Source organism: Streptomyces sp. URMC 127, from assembly GCF_051386535.1.
Classification (GTDB): domain Bacteria; phylum Actinomycetota; class Actinomycetes; order Streptomycetales; family Streptomycetaceae; genus Streptomyces.
Genome location: NZ_JBPQTW010000134.1, coordinates 1 through 18,006, shown reverse-complemented (window position 1 = coordinate 18,006; position 18,006 = coordinate 1). Strand labels below are relative to the sequence as shown.

Annotated in this window: 17 protein-coding genes; 7 read left to right on the top strand and 10 right to left on the bottom strand. The window is 74.0% G+C overall.

The window, feature by feature from the left end:
- Nucleotides 1–69: 69 nt before the first annotated feature.
- Genes ACSNOH_RS23555 through ACSNOH_RS23535 form a run of 5 tightly spaced genes read left to right on the top strand, consistent with a single transcriptional unit; the run spans nucleotide 70 to nucleotide 5,142 of the window.
- Complete coding sequence (locus ACSNOH_RS23555) at nucleotides 70–330, top strand: acyl carrier protein (RefSeq protein WP_058042900.1); 261 nt, start codon at nucleotides 70–72, stop codon at nucleotides 328–330.
- The gene (locus ACSNOH_RS23550; protein WP_436723421.1) at nucleotides 327–1,742 is read left to right on the top strand and encodes an alkaline phosphatase family protein; all 1,416 of its coding nucleotides are present in this window, start codon (nucleotides 327–329) and stop codon (nucleotides 1,740–1,742) included. Before ACSNOH_RS23555 ends, ACSNOH_RS23550 begins: the two co-directional genes overlap by 4 nt.
- Nucleotides 1,742–3,577 (top strand): cobalamin-dependent protein, encoded by a 1,836-nt coding sequence (locus ACSNOH_RS23545; protein WP_436723420.1) that lies wholly within the window; start codon nucleotides 1,742–1,744, stop codon nucleotides 3,575–3,577. The genes ACSNOH_RS23550 and ACSNOH_RS23545 overlap by 1 nt, the downstream gene beginning before the upstream one ends.
- A complete protein-coding gene (locus tag ACSNOH_RS23540) occupies nucleotides 3,571–4,683 on the top strand; it encodes a DUF4346 domain-containing protein (RefSeq protein ID WP_436723419.1) in 1,113 nt (370 codons plus the stop codon). Before ACSNOH_RS23545 ends, ACSNOH_RS23540 begins: the two co-directional genes overlap by 7 nt.
- A gap of 21 nt (nucleotides 4,684–4,704) precedes the next feature.
- A complete protein-coding gene (locus ACSNOH_RS23535; protein ID WP_436723418.1) occupies nucleotides 4,705–5,142 on the top strand; it encodes a type II 3-dehydroquinate dehydratase in 438 nt (145 codons plus the stop codon).
- Between the two features lie 27 nt (nucleotides 5,143–5,169).
- On the opposite strand, the gene ACSNOH_RS23530 is transcribed toward ACSNOH_RS23535, so the two are convergent.
- Nucleotides 5,170–5,655, bottom strand: a complete 486-nt coding sequence (locus ACSNOH_RS23530) for a hypothetical protein (protein WP_436723417.1) — start codon at nucleotides 5,653–5,655, stop codon at nucleotides 5,170–5,172.
- A gap of 24 nt (nucleotides 5,656–5,679) precedes the next feature.
- Nucleotides 5,680–6,444 (bottom strand): phytanoyl-CoA dioxygenase family protein, encoded by a 765-nt coding sequence (locus ACSNOH_RS23525; protein WP_436723416.1) that lies wholly within the window; start codon nucleotides 6,442–6,444, stop codon nucleotides 5,680–5,682.
- Nucleotides 6,445–6,569: 125 nt separating this feature from the next.
- Here ACSNOH_RS23525 and ACSNOH_RS23520 point away from each other — a divergent pair, with 125 nt between their 5' ends.
- Entirely contained in the window at nucleotides 6,570–7,373 is an 804-nt protein-coding gene (locus tag ACSNOH_RS23520) for an LLM class F420-dependent oxidoreductase (protein ID WP_436723415.1), read from the top strand.
- Here ACSNOH_RS23520 and ACSNOH_RS23515 read toward each other — a convergent pair.
- Nucleotides 7,370–8,194, bottom strand: a complete 825-nt coding sequence (locus ACSNOH_RS23515) for an LLM class flavin-dependent oxidoreductase (RefSeq protein WP_436723414.1) — start codon at nucleotides 8,192–8,194, stop codon at nucleotides 7,370–7,372. The genes ACSNOH_RS23520 and ACSNOH_RS23515 overlap by 4 nt on opposite strands.
- A 143-nt stretch (nucleotides 8,195–8,337) precedes the next feature.
- Here ACSNOH_RS23515 and ACSNOH_RS23510 point away from each other — a divergent pair, with 143 nt between their 5' ends.
- Nucleotides 8,338–9,717: an alkaline phosphatase family protein gene (locus ACSNOH_RS23510; RefSeq protein WP_436723413.1), complete on the top strand. Its 1,380-nt coding sequence runs from the start codon at nucleotides 8,338–8,340 to the stop codon at nucleotides 9,715–9,717.
- A 2-nt stretch (nucleotides 9,718–9,719) separates the two neighbouring features.
- Here ACSNOH_RS23510 and ACSNOH_RS23505 read toward each other — a convergent pair whose 3' ends face one another.
- From ACSNOH_RS23505 to ACSNOH_RS23475, 7 genes are all read right to left on the bottom strand, one after another.
- Nucleotides 9,720–11,219 (bottom strand): aldehyde dehydrogenase family protein, encoded by a 1,500-nt coding sequence (locus ACSNOH_RS23505; RefSeq protein WP_436723412.1) that lies wholly within the window; start codon nucleotides 11,217–11,219, stop codon nucleotides 9,720–9,722.
- Nucleotides 11,220–11,325: 106 nt separating this feature from the next.
- Nucleotides 11,326–12,744: an FAD-binding oxidoreductase gene (locus tag ACSNOH_RS23500; protein ID WP_436723411.1), complete on the bottom strand. Its 1,419-nt coding sequence runs from the start codon at nucleotides 12,742–12,744 to the stop codon at nucleotides 11,326–11,328.
- A 95-nt stretch (nucleotides 12,745–12,839) separates the two neighbouring features.
- Nucleotides 12,840–14,045, bottom strand: a complete 1,206-nt coding sequence (locus tag ACSNOH_RS23495; RefSeq protein WP_436723410.1) for a cytochrome P450 — start codon at nucleotides 14,043–14,045, stop codon at nucleotides 12,840–12,842.
- Entirely contained in the window at nucleotides 14,042–15,463 is a 1,422-nt protein-coding gene (locus tag ACSNOH_RS23490; protein WP_436723409.1) for a hypothetical protein, read from the bottom strand. The genes ACSNOH_RS23495 and ACSNOH_RS23490 overlap by 4 nt, the downstream gene beginning before the upstream one ends.
- Nucleotides 15,453–15,824 carry a hypothetical protein gene (locus tag ACSNOH_RS23485; RefSeq protein ID WP_436723408.1) on the bottom strand — a complete coding sequence of 124 codons (372 nt, stop codon included), beginning with the start codon at nucleotides 15,822–15,824 and terminating at the stop codon, nucleotides 15,453–15,455. Before ACSNOH_RS23485 ends, ACSNOH_RS23490 begins: the two co-directional genes overlap by 11 nt.
- Before the next feature lie 179 nt (nucleotides 15,825–16,003).
- Nucleotides 16,004–16,399: a VOC family protein gene (locus tag ACSNOH_RS23480; RefSeq protein ID WP_436723407.1), complete on the bottom strand. Its 396-nt coding sequence runs from the start codon at nucleotides 16,397–16,399 to the stop codon at nucleotides 16,004–16,006.
- A gap of 186 nt (nucleotides 16,400–16,585) precedes the next feature.
- Nucleotides 16,586–17,917: an alkaline phosphatase family protein gene (locus tag ACSNOH_RS23475; RefSeq protein WP_436723406.1), complete on the bottom strand. Its 1,332-nt coding sequence runs from the start codon at nucleotides 17,915–17,917 to the stop codon at nucleotides 16,586–16,588.
- Nucleotides 17,918–18,006: the final 89 nt, after the last annotated feature.

Below are 18,006 nucleotides of genomic sequence, written 5' to 3'. Positions count from 1 at the left end.
CCCGCGGCCGCCCCGCGGGCCCCCGGCACCCCACCGCTCCGACGGAGTTGAGGAGAAAGGTTTCCGCGCATGGAGAAGACCGCCACCGACGAGATCAAGGACCGCCTCCGCAAGGTGCTCGTCGACTCCCTGGAGCTCCCCATGGAGCCCTCGGACGTACCCGACCAGGGGCTCGTGGACAAGCTGGGCCTCGACTCGATCAACACCATCGAGTTCCTCATCTGGGTCGAGAGCGAGTTCGGCATCGAGATCGCCGACGAAGACCTGTCGATCAAGCTCATCGACAGCCTCGACCTGCTGGCCGGCTACGTCCGCGAGCGCATGGCGTGAGCACGGCCGCCGAACGCGCCCTGGTCATCGGGCTCGACGGCATGCCCCGGTCCCTGCTGACCCGGCTCGCCGCCGAGGGCACCATGCCCCGCGTCGCCGGGCTGCTCGCCGAGGGCCGCTGCGCCGAACTCCTCGCCCCCGTGCCCGAGATCAGCTCGACGTCCTGGGCCACCTTCCTCACCGGGACCAACCCCGGCCGGCACGGCATCTACGGCTTCACCGACCTCACGCCCGGCGGCGGCTACGGCATCCGCTTCCCGGGCCTGCCCGACCTCCGGGAACCCCCGCTGTGGGAACTCGCCGCCCGGGCCGGCCGGCGCACCCTGTGCCTGAACGTCCCCGGCACCTACCCCGCCCCCGCCACCGGCGGCGCGGTCGTCTCCGGCTTCGTCGCCCCCGACTTCCAACGCGCCGTCAGCCCGCCCCGGCTGCTGCCCCTGCTGCGCGGCCTCGGCTACGAACTCGACGTCGAGGTCGGCGACGTCGCCGCCGGTCCCGCCGCCTTTCTCGACCGGGCCGAGCGCGCCCTGCGCGCCCGCACCCGCGCCATGGACCACCTCCTGCGCCACGAACCCTGGGACCTCGCGGTCACCGTCCTCACCGAGACCGACCGCGTCTACCACTTCCTGTGGCGCGCCGTCACCGACCCCGGCCACCCCCTGCACGAGCGGCTGCGTGTCTTCCACCGCCTCGTCGACGACAGCGTCGCCGCCCTCGTCGCCGCCCTCCCCGCCGGCACCGAGCTCTTCCTGATGAGCGACCACGGCTTCGGCCCCGCCGCACACCAGGTCTACCTCAACGCCTGGCTCAGGGAGTCCGGCTGGCTCGCCCCGCTCGACGCCTGCCCGCGGCCGGACGCGCTCGACGCCCGCAGCACCGCCTTCGCCCTCGACCCCGCCCGCATCTACCTCAACCGCAAGAGCCGCTTCCCGGGCGGCGCCCTCACCGACGCCGACGCGGACGACGCCGCCGCCGAGATCGCCCGGGAACTCACCGCCCTGCGCTGCGACGGCACCCGGATCGGCCCCGACACCGACGGGCCGCCGCTGCTGCGCTCCCTCCACCGCGCGGCCGAGGTCTACCACGGCCCCCTCCTGGACCACGCGCCCGACCTCGTGGCCGTGCCCGCGCCCGGCATCCAGCTGCGCGGCGGCTGGGGCGGCACCGCCACCGTGCGCACCGACGTCCTCAGCGGCACCCACACCCGCCACGACGCGGTCCTCTACCGGCGCGGCGCCGCCCCTCCGGCCCCCGGGCGGGCCGCCGCGCCGTACGACATGACGGACGTGGCCCCCACCGTCCTCGCGTCGATCGGCATCCGCCCGGACGGCCTCGACGGCACGCCCGTGCTCGGCACGGCGGACCGGCCGCCCGGCGGCCCACCGGCCCCCCTCGACACCAGGGAGCAGTGATGAAGCAGGATCTCGGTCTGGTATCTTCGGCGCCCAAACCGGGAACGCTCGACCTGACGCTCGACCCGCGCATCACGGACCCCGCGTCCTTCCGGGTCAGCTTCCTCATCCTCCTCGACGGCGACCTCGTGATGTCGCCCGAGCACCTGGGCGTGGCCTACATGACCAGCGTCCTGCGCCACACGGGCTTCACCGCCGAGATCAGGGAGGTGGAGCACGGCGACGACGAGGCCGCCGCCGCGGTGGAGGCGCTCAAGGACTACCGGCCCGACCTCGTCTGCTTCACCCTGATGAGCCTCAACCTGGGCAGCTGCCTGACGCTGTGCCGGCTCCTGCGGGAGGAGCTCCCCGGCACGGTGATCGCCTGCGGCGGGCCCGCCGGCACCTTCGCCGGCCTGGACGTGCTGCGCAACAACCCCTGGGCCGACGTCGTCGCCGTCGGCGAGGGCGAACCCACCGTCCTGGACCTGGTCCAGCGGCTCTACCTGAAGGAGCCGCTCTCCTCCGTGCGCGGCATCTGCTACCGCGACGCCGACGGCACACCGCGCCAGAACCCCGCCCGGCCCCTCATCCACAATCTGGAGGACCTGCCCTTCCCCGCCCGGGACCAGCTCAGCCAGCACGGCGACAAACTGGAGTACGTCCGGGTGAGCACCAGCCGGGGCTGCGTCGCCAACTGCGCCTTCTGCTCCGCCCCGCACCTGAAGAACCGGGTGCAGGCCGGCAAGGCCTGGCGCGGCCGCGGCCCCGAGCAGATCGTGGAAGAAGTCGCCGCCATCGTCGAGCGCCACCAGTTCCGCACCTTCGACTTCGTGGACTCCACCTTCGAGGACCCCGACGGCGGGCGTGTGGGCAAGAAACGCGTCACGGCCATCGCCAACGGCATCCTCGACCGCGGCCTGGAGATCTACTACAACGTCTGCATGCGCGCCGAGAACTGGCGCGACACCCCCGAGGACCACGCCGTGCTCGACCTGCTGGTCGCCTCGGGGCTGGAGAAGGTCAACGTCGGCATCGAGGCCGGCACGGCCGAGGAGCTCCTGCTGTGGGAGAAGCGCGCGACCGTCGAGGACAACGTCACCATCATCAGGATGCTGCGCGAGCACGGCGTCTACCTGGCCATGGGCTTCATCCCCTTCCACCCGTACGCCACCGTGGAGACGCTCCTCGCGAACGCCGCGTTCCTGCGCGACAACTCCGGGCACAACCTGCGGCGGATGACCGAGCGCCTGGAGATCTACCCCGGCACCGCCATCGTGCGCCGCATGGAGGGCGACGGCCTGCTGAACGACAGCTACCTCGACCGCCTCGACCCGTACGGCTACGAGTTCAAGGACCCCCGGGTCGGACGGCTCGCCAAGCACTTCGCCCGGCTCTACAACAACGACGACTACCACCACCACGGCGTCATCACCGAGCAGTCCTCCGTGTTCGCCTTCGAGACCTACAACGTCGTGCTGCAGACCTTCATCTCGCGCCTGCACCGCAAGTTCGGCGCGCTCCCCGGCGTCGACGACGTCATGGAGGCCTTCAAGGCCCGCGTGCACGAGGTCCGCCAGGAGATGGGCCGCTACAACTACGGCTTCTTCACGGCCAACCTCGAAGCCGTCATGAACGACACCCTCGACCCCGCCGAGCAGGCCCGGCAGGTGGTGGACGTCGAGCGGTACTTCCACGACCGCATGGAGCTGCTGCGCGACGAGCAGCTGCGCGTCGGCAAGGCGCTCACGCGGCTCGGCGCCCGCGTCGCCGAGGTCAGCTCGACCATCCCCAGGGAACGCCCCGGCGGCCTGCCGCGCCAGTACACCGGGGAGGGCAGCGGAGCCACGTGGTGAGACCGGGGGAGGGCGCGGCGGAGCCCGCACCGGCGCGGGTGGCCGTCTGCAGCCTCAGCAGCAGGGAACTCGTCGAGCCGCTGGCCCGCCTGCCCGGCGTGGCCGTCGCGGGCACCCTGATGACCGCCAACCTGGGCATCGAGGAGATCGTCCGGACCCTGGCGCGCGAGCGGGCGGTCCGCGGGCTGCTCGTCTGCGGCCGCGACTCGCCCCGCTTCCTGGCCGGGCAGAGCCTCGTCGCCCTCTTCCGGCGCGGGCTGCGGCCCGGCAGCGGACGCATCCCCGGCGCCGCCGGCCACCTGCCCGTCCTGCGGTCGGTGACCCCGCGGGAGGTCGAGGAGGTGCGCGCCCGCGTCCGGCTCGTGGACCTGCGCGGCGAACGCGACCCGGCAGTGCTGCGCGCTGCCGTCGCGGCACTGGTCTCCGCCCTGCGCGACACCCCGCCCCCCGCGGACGGCTCCGGCGGCCGTGCGGTCCCGTACGCCGTGGACGCGGCGGTCGCCCCGCCGGACCCCGCCTTCGAGCCGCTGCACCCGGTGGGGCGGCGCAGGCCCCTGGAGACGGGCATCGACGGCTTCGTCGTGATCACCGTGGACCGCGTGCACGGGCGCATACGGCTGCGCCACTACGGCTCCGACGTGACGCCCCGCCACGAGATGCACGGGACCCGGGGAGAGACGATGCTCCTGGGGCTCCTGGAGGCCGGTGTGATCGAGGACCCCGCCCACGCCGGGTACCTGGGCGGCGAACTGGCCAAGGCCGAAACCGCGTTGCGGCTCGGCCTGCCCTACGAACAGGACCTGCCGCTGCGCCCGCCGGGACGGCCCCCGCGCCACGGCCGGCGGCGCACGACCGGGAAGGAGCGCACGACCGTGGCCGACGTGCCCGCGCTGGAGGAATTCCTGACCCTGGTGTCCCGGACGCTGGGGGCCCGGGACACCGTGCTGGATCCCCACACGCCCCTCGGTGAGCAACTGGCGGTGGACTCCGTACGGGTCATCGAGCTCACCGTCGTCCTGGAGGAGGAGCTCGGGGCCGAGCTCCCCGACGACGCCGACGTGGCCCGGGCCACGCCCGCGGACCTGTACAAGGCCCTGGTGGCCTGACGCGAGACGCCGAGGAGGAGCATGGACAGGGTGTTGTTGCTCAACGGGCCCAACCTGGGGACGCTGGGCAAGCGGCAGCCGGAGATCTACGGGACGCGGACCCTCGCCGAGATCGAGGCCGAGGTCGCCGAGGAGATCCGCGGCCGCGGCTGGGGCCTGGTCGCCGAGCAGCGCAACGGCGAGGGCGAGCTCGTCGACCTCCTGGAGCGGCACCGGGACGTGGCGGGGGCGATCGTGAACCCGGGCGCGCTGATGGTCGCGGGCTGGTCGCTGCGCGACGCTCTGGCGGACTTCGGGCCGCCGTGGCTGGAGGTCCACCTGAGCAACGTGTGGGGCCGGGAGGCCTTCCGGCACGTGTCGGTGACCGCGCCGCTGTCGTCCGGCGTCGTGATGGGCATGGGGGCCCTGGGCTACCGGATGGCGGCCCGGGCCCTGACCCTCATGGTCCCGGAAGGCTGACGGCCCGCCGTGCCGCACCGCGCCGCGTCACGCCGGCCACACCTGCAGCTCCTCCTTGATCAGCCGCGCGCTCTCCGCGTCGCACGCAGCGGGCAGCGGGCAGCCGGGCGGCAGGAGCCGTACGGTGAAGGGCCCGTCGGTGAGGCCGCGCCAGCGGTGGGCGCAGGCCCGGGCCGCGCGCGCGGCCATGGGAACCAGCACCGTCACCGGGCAGGACAGCCGGCCGGCCGCCCCGCAGTTCTCCTCCGGCTGCCGGTCGCCGGCCCACAGCAGCACGTGGGAGAGCGGCGGATCGGCGCGCACGGCCGCGGCCGGCACGGCGCCCACCCGGTCACCGGTGGTGAACAGGGCCCGGGGCAGGGCGTCGCCGGGCGGCCCGGCGAGACCCTCGGGGCCCGGGCCGAGCGTCACTTCGGGAGCGAGCGCCTGCTGCCACCTCTCTGCACCGTCTGCGGTGGCCCCGCCGGTCACCACGACCAGCCGGGCCACCGGGGCCATCAGCCTTCCCGGCATGAATCCCTCCCCTTCCGTGCACGGTTACGGCAGGCCGTCGGTCATCCCGAGCGAGAAGTAGTTCTCGAAGCCCAGCAGGCGGCGCAGCCCCGGCTCGGCGCGGGCGGCGACCTCCTCCTTCAGGCCGGTGAAGAAGTTCTGCTGCTGGCGCACGTAGCCGCGGCAGTAGTAGTTGAGGATGCCGTGGCGCGGCCGGCCCGTGGTGTTGGCGCCCGTCTGGTGCCACAGGCGGCCGTCGAAGACCATCACGCTGCCGGCCGGCGCGCACACCGGGACGGTCGCGGTGTTGCCCTCGCCCCGCTCGTAGTCCGGCTGCCGGCCCAGCAGATGGGAGCCCGGCACCAGGCGGGTCGCGCCGTTCTCCGCGGTGAAGTCGTCCAGCATCCACATGCTGTTGGCCACCAGAGCGTACGGCGGCCAGGGCGGGCGGGCGAAGGTCTGGTCGGCGTGCAGGTGCATCGGGGCCCCGCCGGGGCCGGCGATGTTGGCATGGGTGCTGGAGAGCAGGAAACCGACGCCCAGCAGCTCCTCCATCAAGCGCATGACGGTGGGGTCCTGGACGTTCTCCTCGAATTCCCGGCCCTTGTTGAGCAGGCTGAAGACGCGCTGGTTGCCGCCGTCGTAGAGAAAGGCGGAACCGTCTCCGCGCTCCTGCCCGGCGACATCCAGCAGACGGCTTCTGAGCCTTTCGAAGGCGCCCGGCGAAATCGGGCACTCCAGCAGGCAGTAACCGTGATCGGCGAGGTCTCGTGCGGCAGTTTCGACGTCATTCGTCAGAGTCGCGCGCATATGGCGAGGCTAGCAGCCGCCAATACCCGGAACAACAGCACACCGGAACAACGGCACCCCGGATCAACTACGCAGTAATCCCCGCGACATGATTCCCCCGCACGCGCCGGAAGGGCGGTTCCCCGATGACGTACGCACCCACGCGACCGGACGGGCGCATCAGGATCGGGGTCTGGCTGACCCCCCAGCACACCTCCGTACGCGAACTGCGCGCCGCCTGGCGCGCGGCCGACTCCCTCGGCGTGGACTCGCTGTGGCTGTGGGACCACTTCTTCCCGCTCACCGGCGACCCCGACGGCAGCCACTACGAGGCGTGGACCCTGCTGGCGGCCCTCGCCGCCGACACCCGCGCCGCCCGCGTGGGCACCCTCGTCACCAACTACGCCTACCGCAACCCCGACCTGCTCGCCGACATGGCCCGCACCGTCGACCACCTCAGCGACGGCCGCCTGACCCTGGGCATGGGCGCGGGCTGGTTCGAGCGCGACCTGAAGGAGTACGGATACCCCGTCCCCGGAGCGGGCGAGCGCGTCGCCGGACTCGTCGACGCCGTGGCCCGCATCGACCGCAGGCTCGCCCGCCTGAGCCCCGGCCCGGTGGGCGACCTGCCCCTGCTGATCGGCGGCGACGGCCGCAGGCGCCTGCTGCGCTTCGCCGCCGAACGCGCCACCATCTGGAACACCATGGCCTGGCGCTTCGCCGAGGGCAACCGCGTCCTCGACCGGTGGTGCGCCGAAGTGGGCCGCGACCCGGCGGCGATCGAGCGCAGCGCCTTCGTCACCCGCGACCAGAGCGGCGACGAGCTGCACCGGCTGGTGGCCGCGGGCGCCCGGCACCTGATCTTCCAGGTCGGGCACCCCTTCCGGCTGGACGGCGTCGAGCGGGCCCTGCGCTTCGCCCGCGAGGAGCGAGCGGCGGAGCCCCACTAGGGGAGCAGGACGTCCGCCAGCCGGTCCACCTGCGACAGCGCGGCCGCGGTGGGGTGCAGGACCACCTCGTCCACCCCGCCGCCGGCCAGCACCTCGACGGTCCGGCGGATCTCCTCCGGCGTGCGGGGCGTCTTCGCCACGAACTCCTCGGCCTGCGCGCCCAGCACCGAGAAGTAGTCCCGCACGAACGCAGCCGACTCCCGCTGCACGTCCTCGCCCAGCGCGAAGCGCGCCAGCGCGACGATGCGCGGCGCACCGGAGCGCCCCGCCTCCGACCAGGCGCGGCGCACCCGGGCGGCGAACGGCAGGATCGCCTCCGGCTCCAGGCCCGGCGCCGTCCAGCCGTCCGCCCAGCGCACCACGCGGCGCACGGCCGCCTCGCTCAGCCCGCCCACCAGCACCGGCACCCCCGCGCCGGTCCCGCCCGCCGCGCCGCGCCCGAGCTGCCGCAGCTGCTCCTCGAAGGCCGCGCGGCGCCCCGCGAAGGAGCGTCCCGCGGCCTCGAAGTCGTCCTCCCGCACCCCCGGCCCCATCCCCAGGACGAGCCGCCCCGGGGCCAGCGACGCCAGCGAGGCCACCGACTTGGCCAGCACCGGCGCCGTGCGCAGCGGGCCGATCAGGACGTTGGTCAGCAGCCCGGTGCGGGAGGTCACCGCGGCCGCGGCCGCCAGGGCGAGCAGCGGGTCGTGGCCCGGGTACACCAGGCGGTCCGTGACGGCCAGCGAGGCGAATCCGCGGGCCTCGGCCCTCTTCGCCCATTCCGTCAAAAGGCGTCCGTCCGCACCCGGCACGGTATTCGGCAGCGCAATGCTGATCCTCATCGTCCTCCTGCCCCCTGTCGTATATCTCCGGCGGCGCGTATGTTTTCTGACCGGGACCGGCGCCCAGGTCTTCGCCGCTGTTTTCTCCGCGCACGGTCGCGAGCTGTGCTCAGCGCACCTCTTTCGTCCGAGAGGAATCCCCGATGCCCGCTGCCCGTAAAGTGGCCGTGATAGGCCTCGACTCCGCGACTCCGCAGTACATGTTCGACCGGTTCGCCGGCGACATGCCGGTGTTCACCGCACTGCGCCGCAATTCCCTGTGGGGGCCGATGCGCAGTGTCGACCCGCCCATCACGATGCCCGCCTGGTCCTGCATGATGTCGGGCCGCACGCCGGGCGAACTCGGCGTCTACGGATTCCGGGACCGTGCCGCCCACGACTACGGCCCGCTGAAGTTCGCCACCTCCCACAGCATCCGGGCCCCGCGGATCTGGGACGAGATGACGGAGGCCGGGCGCCCCAGCGTCGTCCTCGGCGTGCCCGGCACCTACCCGCCCGCCCCCATCCGCGGAGCGATGGTCTCCTGCTTCCTGGCCCCGTCCACGCAGGCGCAGTACACCTCGCCGCCCGGCCTCGCCGGCGAACTGCACGAGCTCACCGGCGGCTACGCCCTGGACGTCGAGGACTTCCGTTCCCCCGAGCTCGGCCGTGTCTCGCAGCAGATCTTCGACATGAGCGAGCAGCGCTTCGAGGTCGCCCGCCACCTCGCGACCACCCAGGAGTGGGACTTCCTCTCCTTCGTGGACATGGGGCCCGACCGCCTGCACCACGGCTTCTGGAAGTACTGCGACCCCGGCCACCCCCGGCACGAGCCCGGCAACGCCCACGCGGGCCTGTTCCGCGACTACTACCGCGCCCTCGACCGGCACCTGGGCCGCTTCCTGGAGTGCCTGCCCGAGGACACCGCCGTGCTGGTCGTCTCCGACCACGGGGCACAGCCCATGGTGGGCGGCTTCTTCATCAACGAGTGGCTCCGCAAGGAGGGCCTCCTCGTCCTCACCGAGGAGCCCGCGGGTCCCACCCCCGTGAGCGCCGCCCGCATCGACTGGAAGCGCACCACCGCCTGGGCCGAGGGCGGCTACTACGGGCGGATCTTCCTCAACGTCGAGGGCAGGGAGCCGCACGGCACGATCCCCGCCGCCGAGTACGAGAGCACCCGCGACCTGCTTGCGGCGGCCCTGGAGGCCGTGCCGGACGACCAGGGGCAGCCGATGGGCACCCGCGCACTGCGCCCCGGCGAGCTCTACCCGGAGGTCAACGGCATCGCCCCCGACCTCCTGGTCTACGTCGGGAACCTGCGCTGGCGGGCCCTGGCCACGCTCGGCATGGGCAAGGGCCTCTACACCACGGAGAACGACACCGGGCCGGACCACGCCAACCACGGCGACACCGGCATCTTCGCCCTCAGCGCGCCCGGCGTCACCCCCGGACCCGCCGGCGGCCTCTCGCTCTACGACGTCGCCCCCACCCTCCGGGCGCTCCTCGGCCTCCCGCCGCGCGGCTCCCGCCGGCCCGTGGCCTGACCTCATCCGCCCAGCAGCGCGTAGGGAGTGGGCGGCCCGGCCGGCCGCCCCTCCCCGTGCACCGTGTGCCGCCGCCGGTAGGCGTCCAGTTCGTTCGTCAGCCGCTCCCAGACGGCGGAGGAGCCCCCCGCCCCGCCGGGCCGTTCCAGGTCGACGAGACGGTAGTCGTTGACCCACACCCGGTCCGCGCGCAGCCGCTCGGCGACGGCGCGCGCCCGCGCCGGATCGGCGGACCAGACCCCGGCGCTGAGCCGGTAGCGGGTGCCGTTGGCGATCCGCACCGCCTCCTCGTCACCGTCGGCACGCAGGACGGACAGCACCGGCCCGAAGATCTCCTCCTGCGCGACGGCGTCCCGCTCACCCACCGAGGTCAGCACCGTGGGCCGGAAGTACGCGGCCGCGTCCAGCCCCTCGCCCAGCTCGCCCGCGGCCGGGGAAGCGCCGCCGCACGCCAGCCGGGCCCCCTGGGACAGGCCCAGCTCCGTGAAGCGCCGGGCGGTGCGGGCCTGGCTGCGCGACACCAGCGGACCCAGGTCGGTGGCCTCGTCCAGCGGGTCGCCCAGCCGCAGCCGCCCCACCCGCTCGACGAGCAGCCGCACGAACTCGTCGTGGACGGCCGTGTGCACCACGGCCCGGGTGCCCGCCATGCACACCTGCCCGTTGTGGAGGAACGCCCCCCACACCACACCCCGCACGGCCTGCTCCAGATCGGCGTCCGCCAGCACCAGGTTGGGCGACTTGCCCCCCAGGTCCAGGCGCGCGCTCGTGCCCGCCGACGCCGCCCCCTGCCGTACGGCCTCACCGGTCTCGTCGGACCCGGTGAACGCCACGAGATCGACCCCCGGGGCCCGCACCAGGCTCTCCCCGGTCACCGCCCCCGGACCCGTGACCACGTTGACCACACCCGGCGGCAGCCCGCACTCGTGCAGCAGCCGCACCAGGCGCAGCACGGACAGCGAGGCGAACGAAGCCGGCTTGATCACACACGTGTTGCCCGCGGCGACGGCGGGAGCGATCCGCCAGGCGGCCAGCAGCAGCGGCAGGTTCCACGGCACGATCGCGGCCACGACCCCGGCCGGCCGCCACACCGCGTACGCGCCGCCGCCCCCCGGCTCCCGCTCCGGCACCCGCTCCGCCCACCAGGCGCTCCACTCGAACGCCCCCGCCGCACCCGGCACGTCCGCCTCGCGCGCCTTGCGCACGGTCGCGCCGTTGTCGCGTACCTCCAGCCGTACGAAGTCCGCCGCCTCGCCGGCCAGCCGCTCCGCCACCGCGCGCAGCAGGCGGGCCCGCTCCCGCGCCGGCATCCGGGGCCAGGGACCCTCGTCGAAGGCCTTCCGCGCGGCCGTCACCGCCCGGCGCACGTCCTCGGGGCCGCCGCTCGGGACGTCCGCCAGATGACGCCGCGTCGCCGGCTCGAAGCTGCGCAGGACGGCGCCGTCACAAGCCGGCACGGCCCGGCCGCCGATGTACATGGGGAACTGCTCGGCCACGCTCTCCATGGGCCTCACCGTCTCCTTGTGTCGTCCGTGAGGAGCGCCCCGCCGGAAAGGCGCGAGCGGCGGCCGCCCCGGAGCACGGGGCCCCGGGACGGCCGCCGCACGCCGGCTACGCGGGCAGGGGCGGGATGTTGGGGTTGAACCGGAAGACGTTGCCCGGGTCGTGCCGCGCCTTCAGCTCCCGCAGCCGGGCGTAGTTCTCCGGCGTGAAGGCGCCCCGGGTGACGTCCACCGACGTGTTGTGGCCCGCGAGGAAGTTCAGGCACACGCCGGGGGTCGTCCACGGCCGCAGGGCGTCCACGAAGCCCTGCTGCGCCCGGTCGACGGACTCGATCGTCTCCGGCTCGACCAGCGAGGCGATGTAGGCGTTGAACTCCGCGTCGGGGAAGTGGCCCACCGCGCTGGGGACCTGCGGGGGCCGGGACAGGGCGCCGCCCAGGTGGCGCAGCTCCACCCCGTGCACCGCGTTCGTCCCCGGGCCCGCCAGCCGCAGGATCAGGTCGGCGGCCTTCTCGTCGAGGCGGCGGAGCATGAAGGTCTTGCTGTAGCTCGCCACGGGCGCCGGCGGGTCGTTGTGGATCTCCCCGGCGCGCGTGTACGGCAGGGAGCCCACCGTGTCCATGACGACATTGCCGGCCGCCCGGAGCTCGGCGAAGTGGCGCTCGGCCTCCTCGGGCTCCCCCAGGTAGGCCAGCCGGATGTGGGTGACGAACCGGCCGCGCAGCGGCCCGGGCAGCCCTTCGGCGTCGGGGTACTCGGCGAGGAACACCGAGGACGCCATGTCCTCCGTCATCCGGGGCGCCCACGCGAGCCAGGTCTTGAGCACGGCCGGTGTCGACTCGGCGTCGAAGAACAGCCCGCCCCCGTACACCCGGCTCACGGGGAACAGCCGCACCTCCAGGGAGGTGACGATGCCGAGGTTGCCCTTGCTGCCGCGCACGCCCCAGAACAGGTCGGGGTGGCGCTCGGGGGTGACCTCCAGCAGCGTGCCGTCGGCCGTGACGAGGTCGAAGGAGGTGATGTGGTCGGTCGCGAAGCCGTACTTGCGGGAGAGCAGCCCGAGCCCCCCGCCGAGGGAGTACGAGACCGCCCCGACGAACGGCGCCGAGCCGTTGAGCGGCGCCAGCCCGTGCGCCGCCGCCTCGTGGATCACCTGCTCCCAGCGCACGCCCGCCTCGATGCGCGCGGTGCGGGCCCGCGGGTCCACCCGTACGCCGGTCATCCGCCGGGTGCCGATGAACACGTCGGTGGCGGGGCGGGAGATGCCGTGGCCGGTCGCCTGGACGGCGACGCCGAGGCCGCGCTCCGCGGCGAAGCGCACGGCCGCGATGACGTCGGCCGCGCCCGTGGCGCCGACGACGACCGCCGGGCGGTGCGCGACGGACAGCTCGAAGCCGGCGAGCTCCTCGTCGAAGCCCTCCTCCCCGGGCAGCAGGACGGGACCGGCGACGTGAGCTCTGAGCTCCTCGGCGTCCGGTGCGCCGAGCGCGAGGGACGCGCCCGGTGACTGGTGGCTTGCTGAATTCACCGATGAACCTTTCTGGATGGAGCGGGACGAGCGTCCGCGCCGGGCGGGCCGCAGGGCGCCGGCCCGCCCGGCACGGGGGCTTGGAGCCGGGCCGGTCAGTGCCGCGGTCCGAGGACCACCGGCAGCGACCGGACGGCGAGGGGCAGCAGTTCGCTGCTGTGCTCGACCGCCTCGGGCGGCACGGCCAGAGCGGTGCCGGGGAACGCCGAGAGCAGCCGGGCGATGCCCACGGTCAGCTCGGCCACGGCGAGATCGGCGGCGGGGCAGGCGTGCCGGCCGGCGCCGAAGACGAGGGAGCGGTCGGCGATCCGCCCGACGTCGAGGACGCCCGGGCCGGGGAAGGCCTCCGGGTCGCGGCAGGCCGCCGCCACCAGCGGCAGCACCGCCTCCCCGGCGGCGACGCGGCCGCCGGAGAGCATCACGTCCTCGGTGGCGACCCGCAGCAGCCCGTCGTGGGTGGAGGGGTAGAAGCGCAGCAGCTCCCACACGGCCACCGGGACGAGCGCCGGGTCGCCGGCCAGCCGGGCGGCGAGGCCGGGGGAGGAGAGCACGCCGAAGAGGTGGCGGGCCAGGAGGTCCCGGATGGTGACGAAGCCGGAGATGACCAGGCCGTGGAGGAGCAGCTTGCGGTCCTCGTCGGTCAGGCTCCCGGCGCCGTCCTGCGGGCCCGCGGCCAGGAGGACGTGGGCGACGCTGTCTCCGGGAGCGGCCCTGCACGCGGCGAGCAGGTCGCCCAGGGCCTTGCCGAGCCGGTCCCGGGCGGCCGCCAGGTCCTCCTCGGCGGCTCCCCGGGGCAGCAGCAGGAGCTCCACGTCGGAGGTGACGGCCTGCCAGCGGTCGCCGGGCAGCCCCAGCAGCTCGCAGGTGACGCGGCCGGCGAAGGGCGCGGTGTAGGCCGTGACCAGGTCCACGGTGACGTCCCCGGCGGGCAGCCCGGCAAGGACGTCCCCGGCGATCTCCTCGATGCGGGGCACGCTGCGCGCGGCCCGCTCCGCGCCGAACGCGGCGGCCACCGGCCCCCGCAGCCGGGCGTGGGCGGGCGGGTCGAGGTCCACGATGCCGGAACCCTGCGAGCGGCCGAAGCCGCGCCCGGGCAGCAGGGCCGCCCGGTGCCGGCTGAAGCGGTCGTCGGCCAGCACGGTCCGCACGTCCTCGTGGCGGGTGACCAGGCGGATCCGCGCCCCGTCGGCGAGGCGGACCTCGGGCACGGGATCCTCGGCCAGGAGCCGGTCGAACGCGGGCGGGACGGTGCCCAGGGGGCCGGGCGGGAAGGGGAAGAGCGGCGGGACGCGTGAGGTCATGCGGACCGGCCCCCGTCGCCCCGCGCGCCGGTGCGGGCCGGGCCGGAGCCGGCGAAGTCCCGCGCCAGGACGAGGTTGTCCAGCTGGTGCTCCACGACGATGTTGCCGCAGCCGTAGTCGTCGGCGATCAGCTCCACGTCCTCGGCGGACACCAGGTGTGCCGGGTCGGACAGCAGCGCGGCGATGCCCCGGGCCGGGGCGAGTACCTCCAGGGCGAAGCCCCGGGCCACGTGCTGGCGGTGGGTGTGGGCGGCGGCGATGAGGAAGGTGTCGTCGGTGTCGCAGATCAGGTGCCACAGCGCCCGGGCCTGCAGGAAGCGGCGGGGGCGGTCGGTGAAGCGGCGGGAGGACACGAGCGCGGGCCCCTCCGCGCCCCGGCGCGTGCCGAGGGCGACCAGCCCGCGGTCCAGGTAGGGGACCTGCTCGGTGCGGTAGCTCATGAACGGGGCCGGGTCGAAGGGCTGGGTGTCCTCCAGGCCGGCCCACGCGCGCACCCGGTGCGCCACCTCGTACCCGAGGTGCCAGGGGTTGTCGAGGCGGCCCGGGGCGAAGAACCGCTCGCTCACGTCGGCGCAGGCCTCCCGCAGCTCCGCCAGGGCCTGGCCCGGCGCGGCGTCCTCGGGGGCCGTGCCCATCAGCGTGCGCGCCCGGGCCACCCACTGCAGCTGGTCGGCGATCCGCTCGGGCCGCACGCCGTTGAAGAAGTCGGTGGCCAGCGGTTCGGGCAGCTGCTCGGCGGCCTTGAGGATGTCGGCCTCGTACGGTTCGGCCTCGCTGTACGGGTCGAGGCCCAGGCGCGCGGCGACGCGGCAGAAGGCGGCCTCCTCCTCGCCGGCGGAGCGGACCGCCGCCCACTCCTGCTGCAGCGGGGTGTCCGTGATGCCCTGCCCGGCCAGGCGGTCCGCGACCGCTTCCACGAACGAGGCCAGGGCGGCGGTGAACGCCGCGCTCTCCACACAGCTGTTGCCGCGGCTCGCGAAGCGGTCGCCCGGGCGGACGTCGGGACCCATGTCGGGCATCCACACGATCCGGGTCTCCCGGCCCTCGGGCACGAAGAGCATGTCCGGCCAGCGGAAGCCGTCGCAGGCGGCGCGCAGGACGTGGCGGCGCGAGCGCACCCACCACGCGCCGCGGTCGTCGCCGACGCCGTACTTGTAGGCGAAGCGCAGCTGGGATATCTGGGTGCCCGGCCGGGCGTCGGCCACGAGCGACCACCAGTTGAAGGCGATCCATTCGGCCAGGGGGTAGAGGGAGCCGGTGATGTGCTCGCGGTACGTCCCGGTGGCGGGCTCGCGGACGAGGGTCACGGGCTCGGCGCCCACCGCGATGCGCAGGTCGGCCCAGGTCGACTGCAGCTCGTCCCGGCCGCCGGCGGGGGCCTCGCGCCAGTTCCAGTGCAACTGGAGTTCAGGAAGCATGGTCCGCCAGCCCTTCCGGCCATTCGCTCGGGTGGAGTTCGTATCCGCTGTATTCGCCGGGCCGCCGGCCGGTCAGCCGGAATTCCACGACGGTGTCACCGGACCGGTGCCAGACGTAGCGCGGGAAGCCGTTCAGCCAGGGGCCGCCGAGGTGCCCGGTGAGAATGCCGGAACGGAGCGTGCGCAGCGGGGCGGAAGCCAGGGGGCCGGCGGACTCCGGCGGCAGCACGGCCGGGCCGGGGCCGAATTCCCGGGGCACGAACGCGGCCCCTGCCGAGAGTTCTTCGCGGGTGACACGTGCGGGGAGCGGGGACAGGGCGCGGCGCGGCTCGCGCCGCCGCCCGGGCGCTCGTAAGACCATGGTGCCCACCTTCCGGAGAACGGTTGCACGGAAACACAGGAACGCAGAGACACAGAAACGCAGAAACGCAGAGACAAAGAACGCGGCAACGCGGCAACGCGGAAACGCGGAAAAGCAGAAGAACGGGGGGCGGTGGCGGAGCCCGGACGCGTCGCCGGAACCGGGCTCCGCGAAAAGGGCTACTGCGGCAGCGGCGCGAAGAGGTCGATCACGGTGCCGTCGGGGTCCTTGACGATGGCGTAGCGCTGGCCCCACACGGCGTCCCACGGCTTGAGGTGGCCCTCGTAGCCGGCGTCGACGAGCTCGGCGTACTTGGCGTCCACGGCCGCGGTGTCGGGGAACTCGAAGGCGATGGCGACGCGGTGGCCGCCGCGCGGAGCCTCCCACTGCGGGTCGTACGAGCGGATCGTGGCCGCCGTGTCCCAGGCGAGCCGGACGCCCCCGTCGAGGACCACCTCGACGTGCGGCGCGGCGTCGGCCTCGGCGGGAATCTCCACGCCCAGCCGGCGGTAGAACGCAAGCGACCGGGCCATGTCCTCGACGACCACCGCGAACAGGGAAATCCTTGCTGACATGCGTTTCCTTTCCTGCACTTCTTGCACTTTAAAATGGGTCTCCGGGAGGCGGCCGCCTTCCAGCGGCGGCCGGCCGGGCCGCGAAGTCCGAATGCGCCGGACCCGTGCAGGCTAGTGACCCGTCGGCGGCCTTGGCCAATCGCCGTGGCGCTTCCGCGTGTCAACACCACGTATTGAGGGGCGATTTCAGGACAGCGGAACGCCGTCCCAATCCGACGGGACGTCACGCCCCAGCAGTTCGCACACGGTTGCGGGTACATCGACGGGGGCCGCCACGCGCGAACGCACCGCACCGCCGGAGAAATCCGGGCCCAGCGCGGCCCAGTAGGAGTCGCGGCGGTGCCAGCCGCTCTGCCAGTCGCGGTGCACGTGGGAGGCCCACGCCGGGTCCCCCAGGGGGAGGTAGCGCCAGTCCGCCGGCTCCAGGACGAGGTCGGGGGCCAGGTGGAGGGCCTCGCCCGCGTAAACCTCCTCGCGCCGGTGCACGGCCGCGAGGAAGGGCCTGCCCGTACGGGGGTTGAGCCGCTCCAGCAGCGCCGCCGCCACCTCGGCGCGCACCGCCTCGTAGTCGCGCTCGGCGACCGTGCCGTGCTTGTACCGGCCGCGCAGGTTGATGTTCACCCCGTGCGTGCCCTGCACCGCCTCGAAGGCCCGGCTGCGCGCCCACTCGGCGCGGCCGTCCGCGGCGTGGGAGAGGAAGCCGCAGGTCTCCAGCTCGGTGTTGACGGAGTGGTAGGTGCGCAGCGGCCCGAAACCGATCTCCGAGAAGGCCAGGACGGTGGTGCGGTCGTCCGTCCGGTCCAGGACGTCCTGGATGACGCGGTCGCAGGTGCGGTAGGCGGCGAGGACGGCGCTCTGCTCCTCGTGCTCCGGGCCCCGCTCCAGCTCCTGCCAGTAGATGTGCGACGTCCGGTCGATGGAGGTGAGGTTGACGATGACGACGTCGTGCTCCTCCAGCAGCGCGAGCGCCGCGCGCCCGCGCTGGACGTCCGCCTCCAGCAGCGAGGGCAGCAGCTCGTCGCGGTCCTGGCCGGTCCAGAAGACCGACACGTCGTGGACCGGCCGGACGCCTTTCGCCGCCAGGGTGCGCTGCAGGCTCCGCGGGTGGCAGGCGTGGAGGGTGGCGTACATCGGATACGTGATCAGCGAGCCGTCGAACGGCTCGGGGGGATGGGTGCCGAACACGCCGATCGAGGCGAACCTGACGCCGGCGAACACCTCCTGCTGCCACAGCAGCGGGAAGCGGCGGTCCTTCGAGGTGAGGACCTGCGGGGCGTACTCGGGATCGTGACAGGTCCAGTAGGAGTAGAAGCCGTGCCGCCCGGCCCGCCGCCCGGTCAGGACGCTCAGCAGGCCCGGCGGCTCGTACGGCGTGCCCTCCGCGCGCAGCGGTCCGTGGACGCCCTGCGCGCGCAGCCGGGCGAACCCGGGCAGGAGGCCCTTCGCGCACCACCGCTCCAGCAGCTCGGGCGCGGCTCCCTCGGTGATGATGACGACGACACGCTGGCGAAAGGTCACGTACGACTCCCTCGGTCTGCTGGGCAGTTGGCATACCGGTCATCGGAGAACGTGGGGGAGCGAGGTGCGGGGGCCGGGCAACGAGGAGG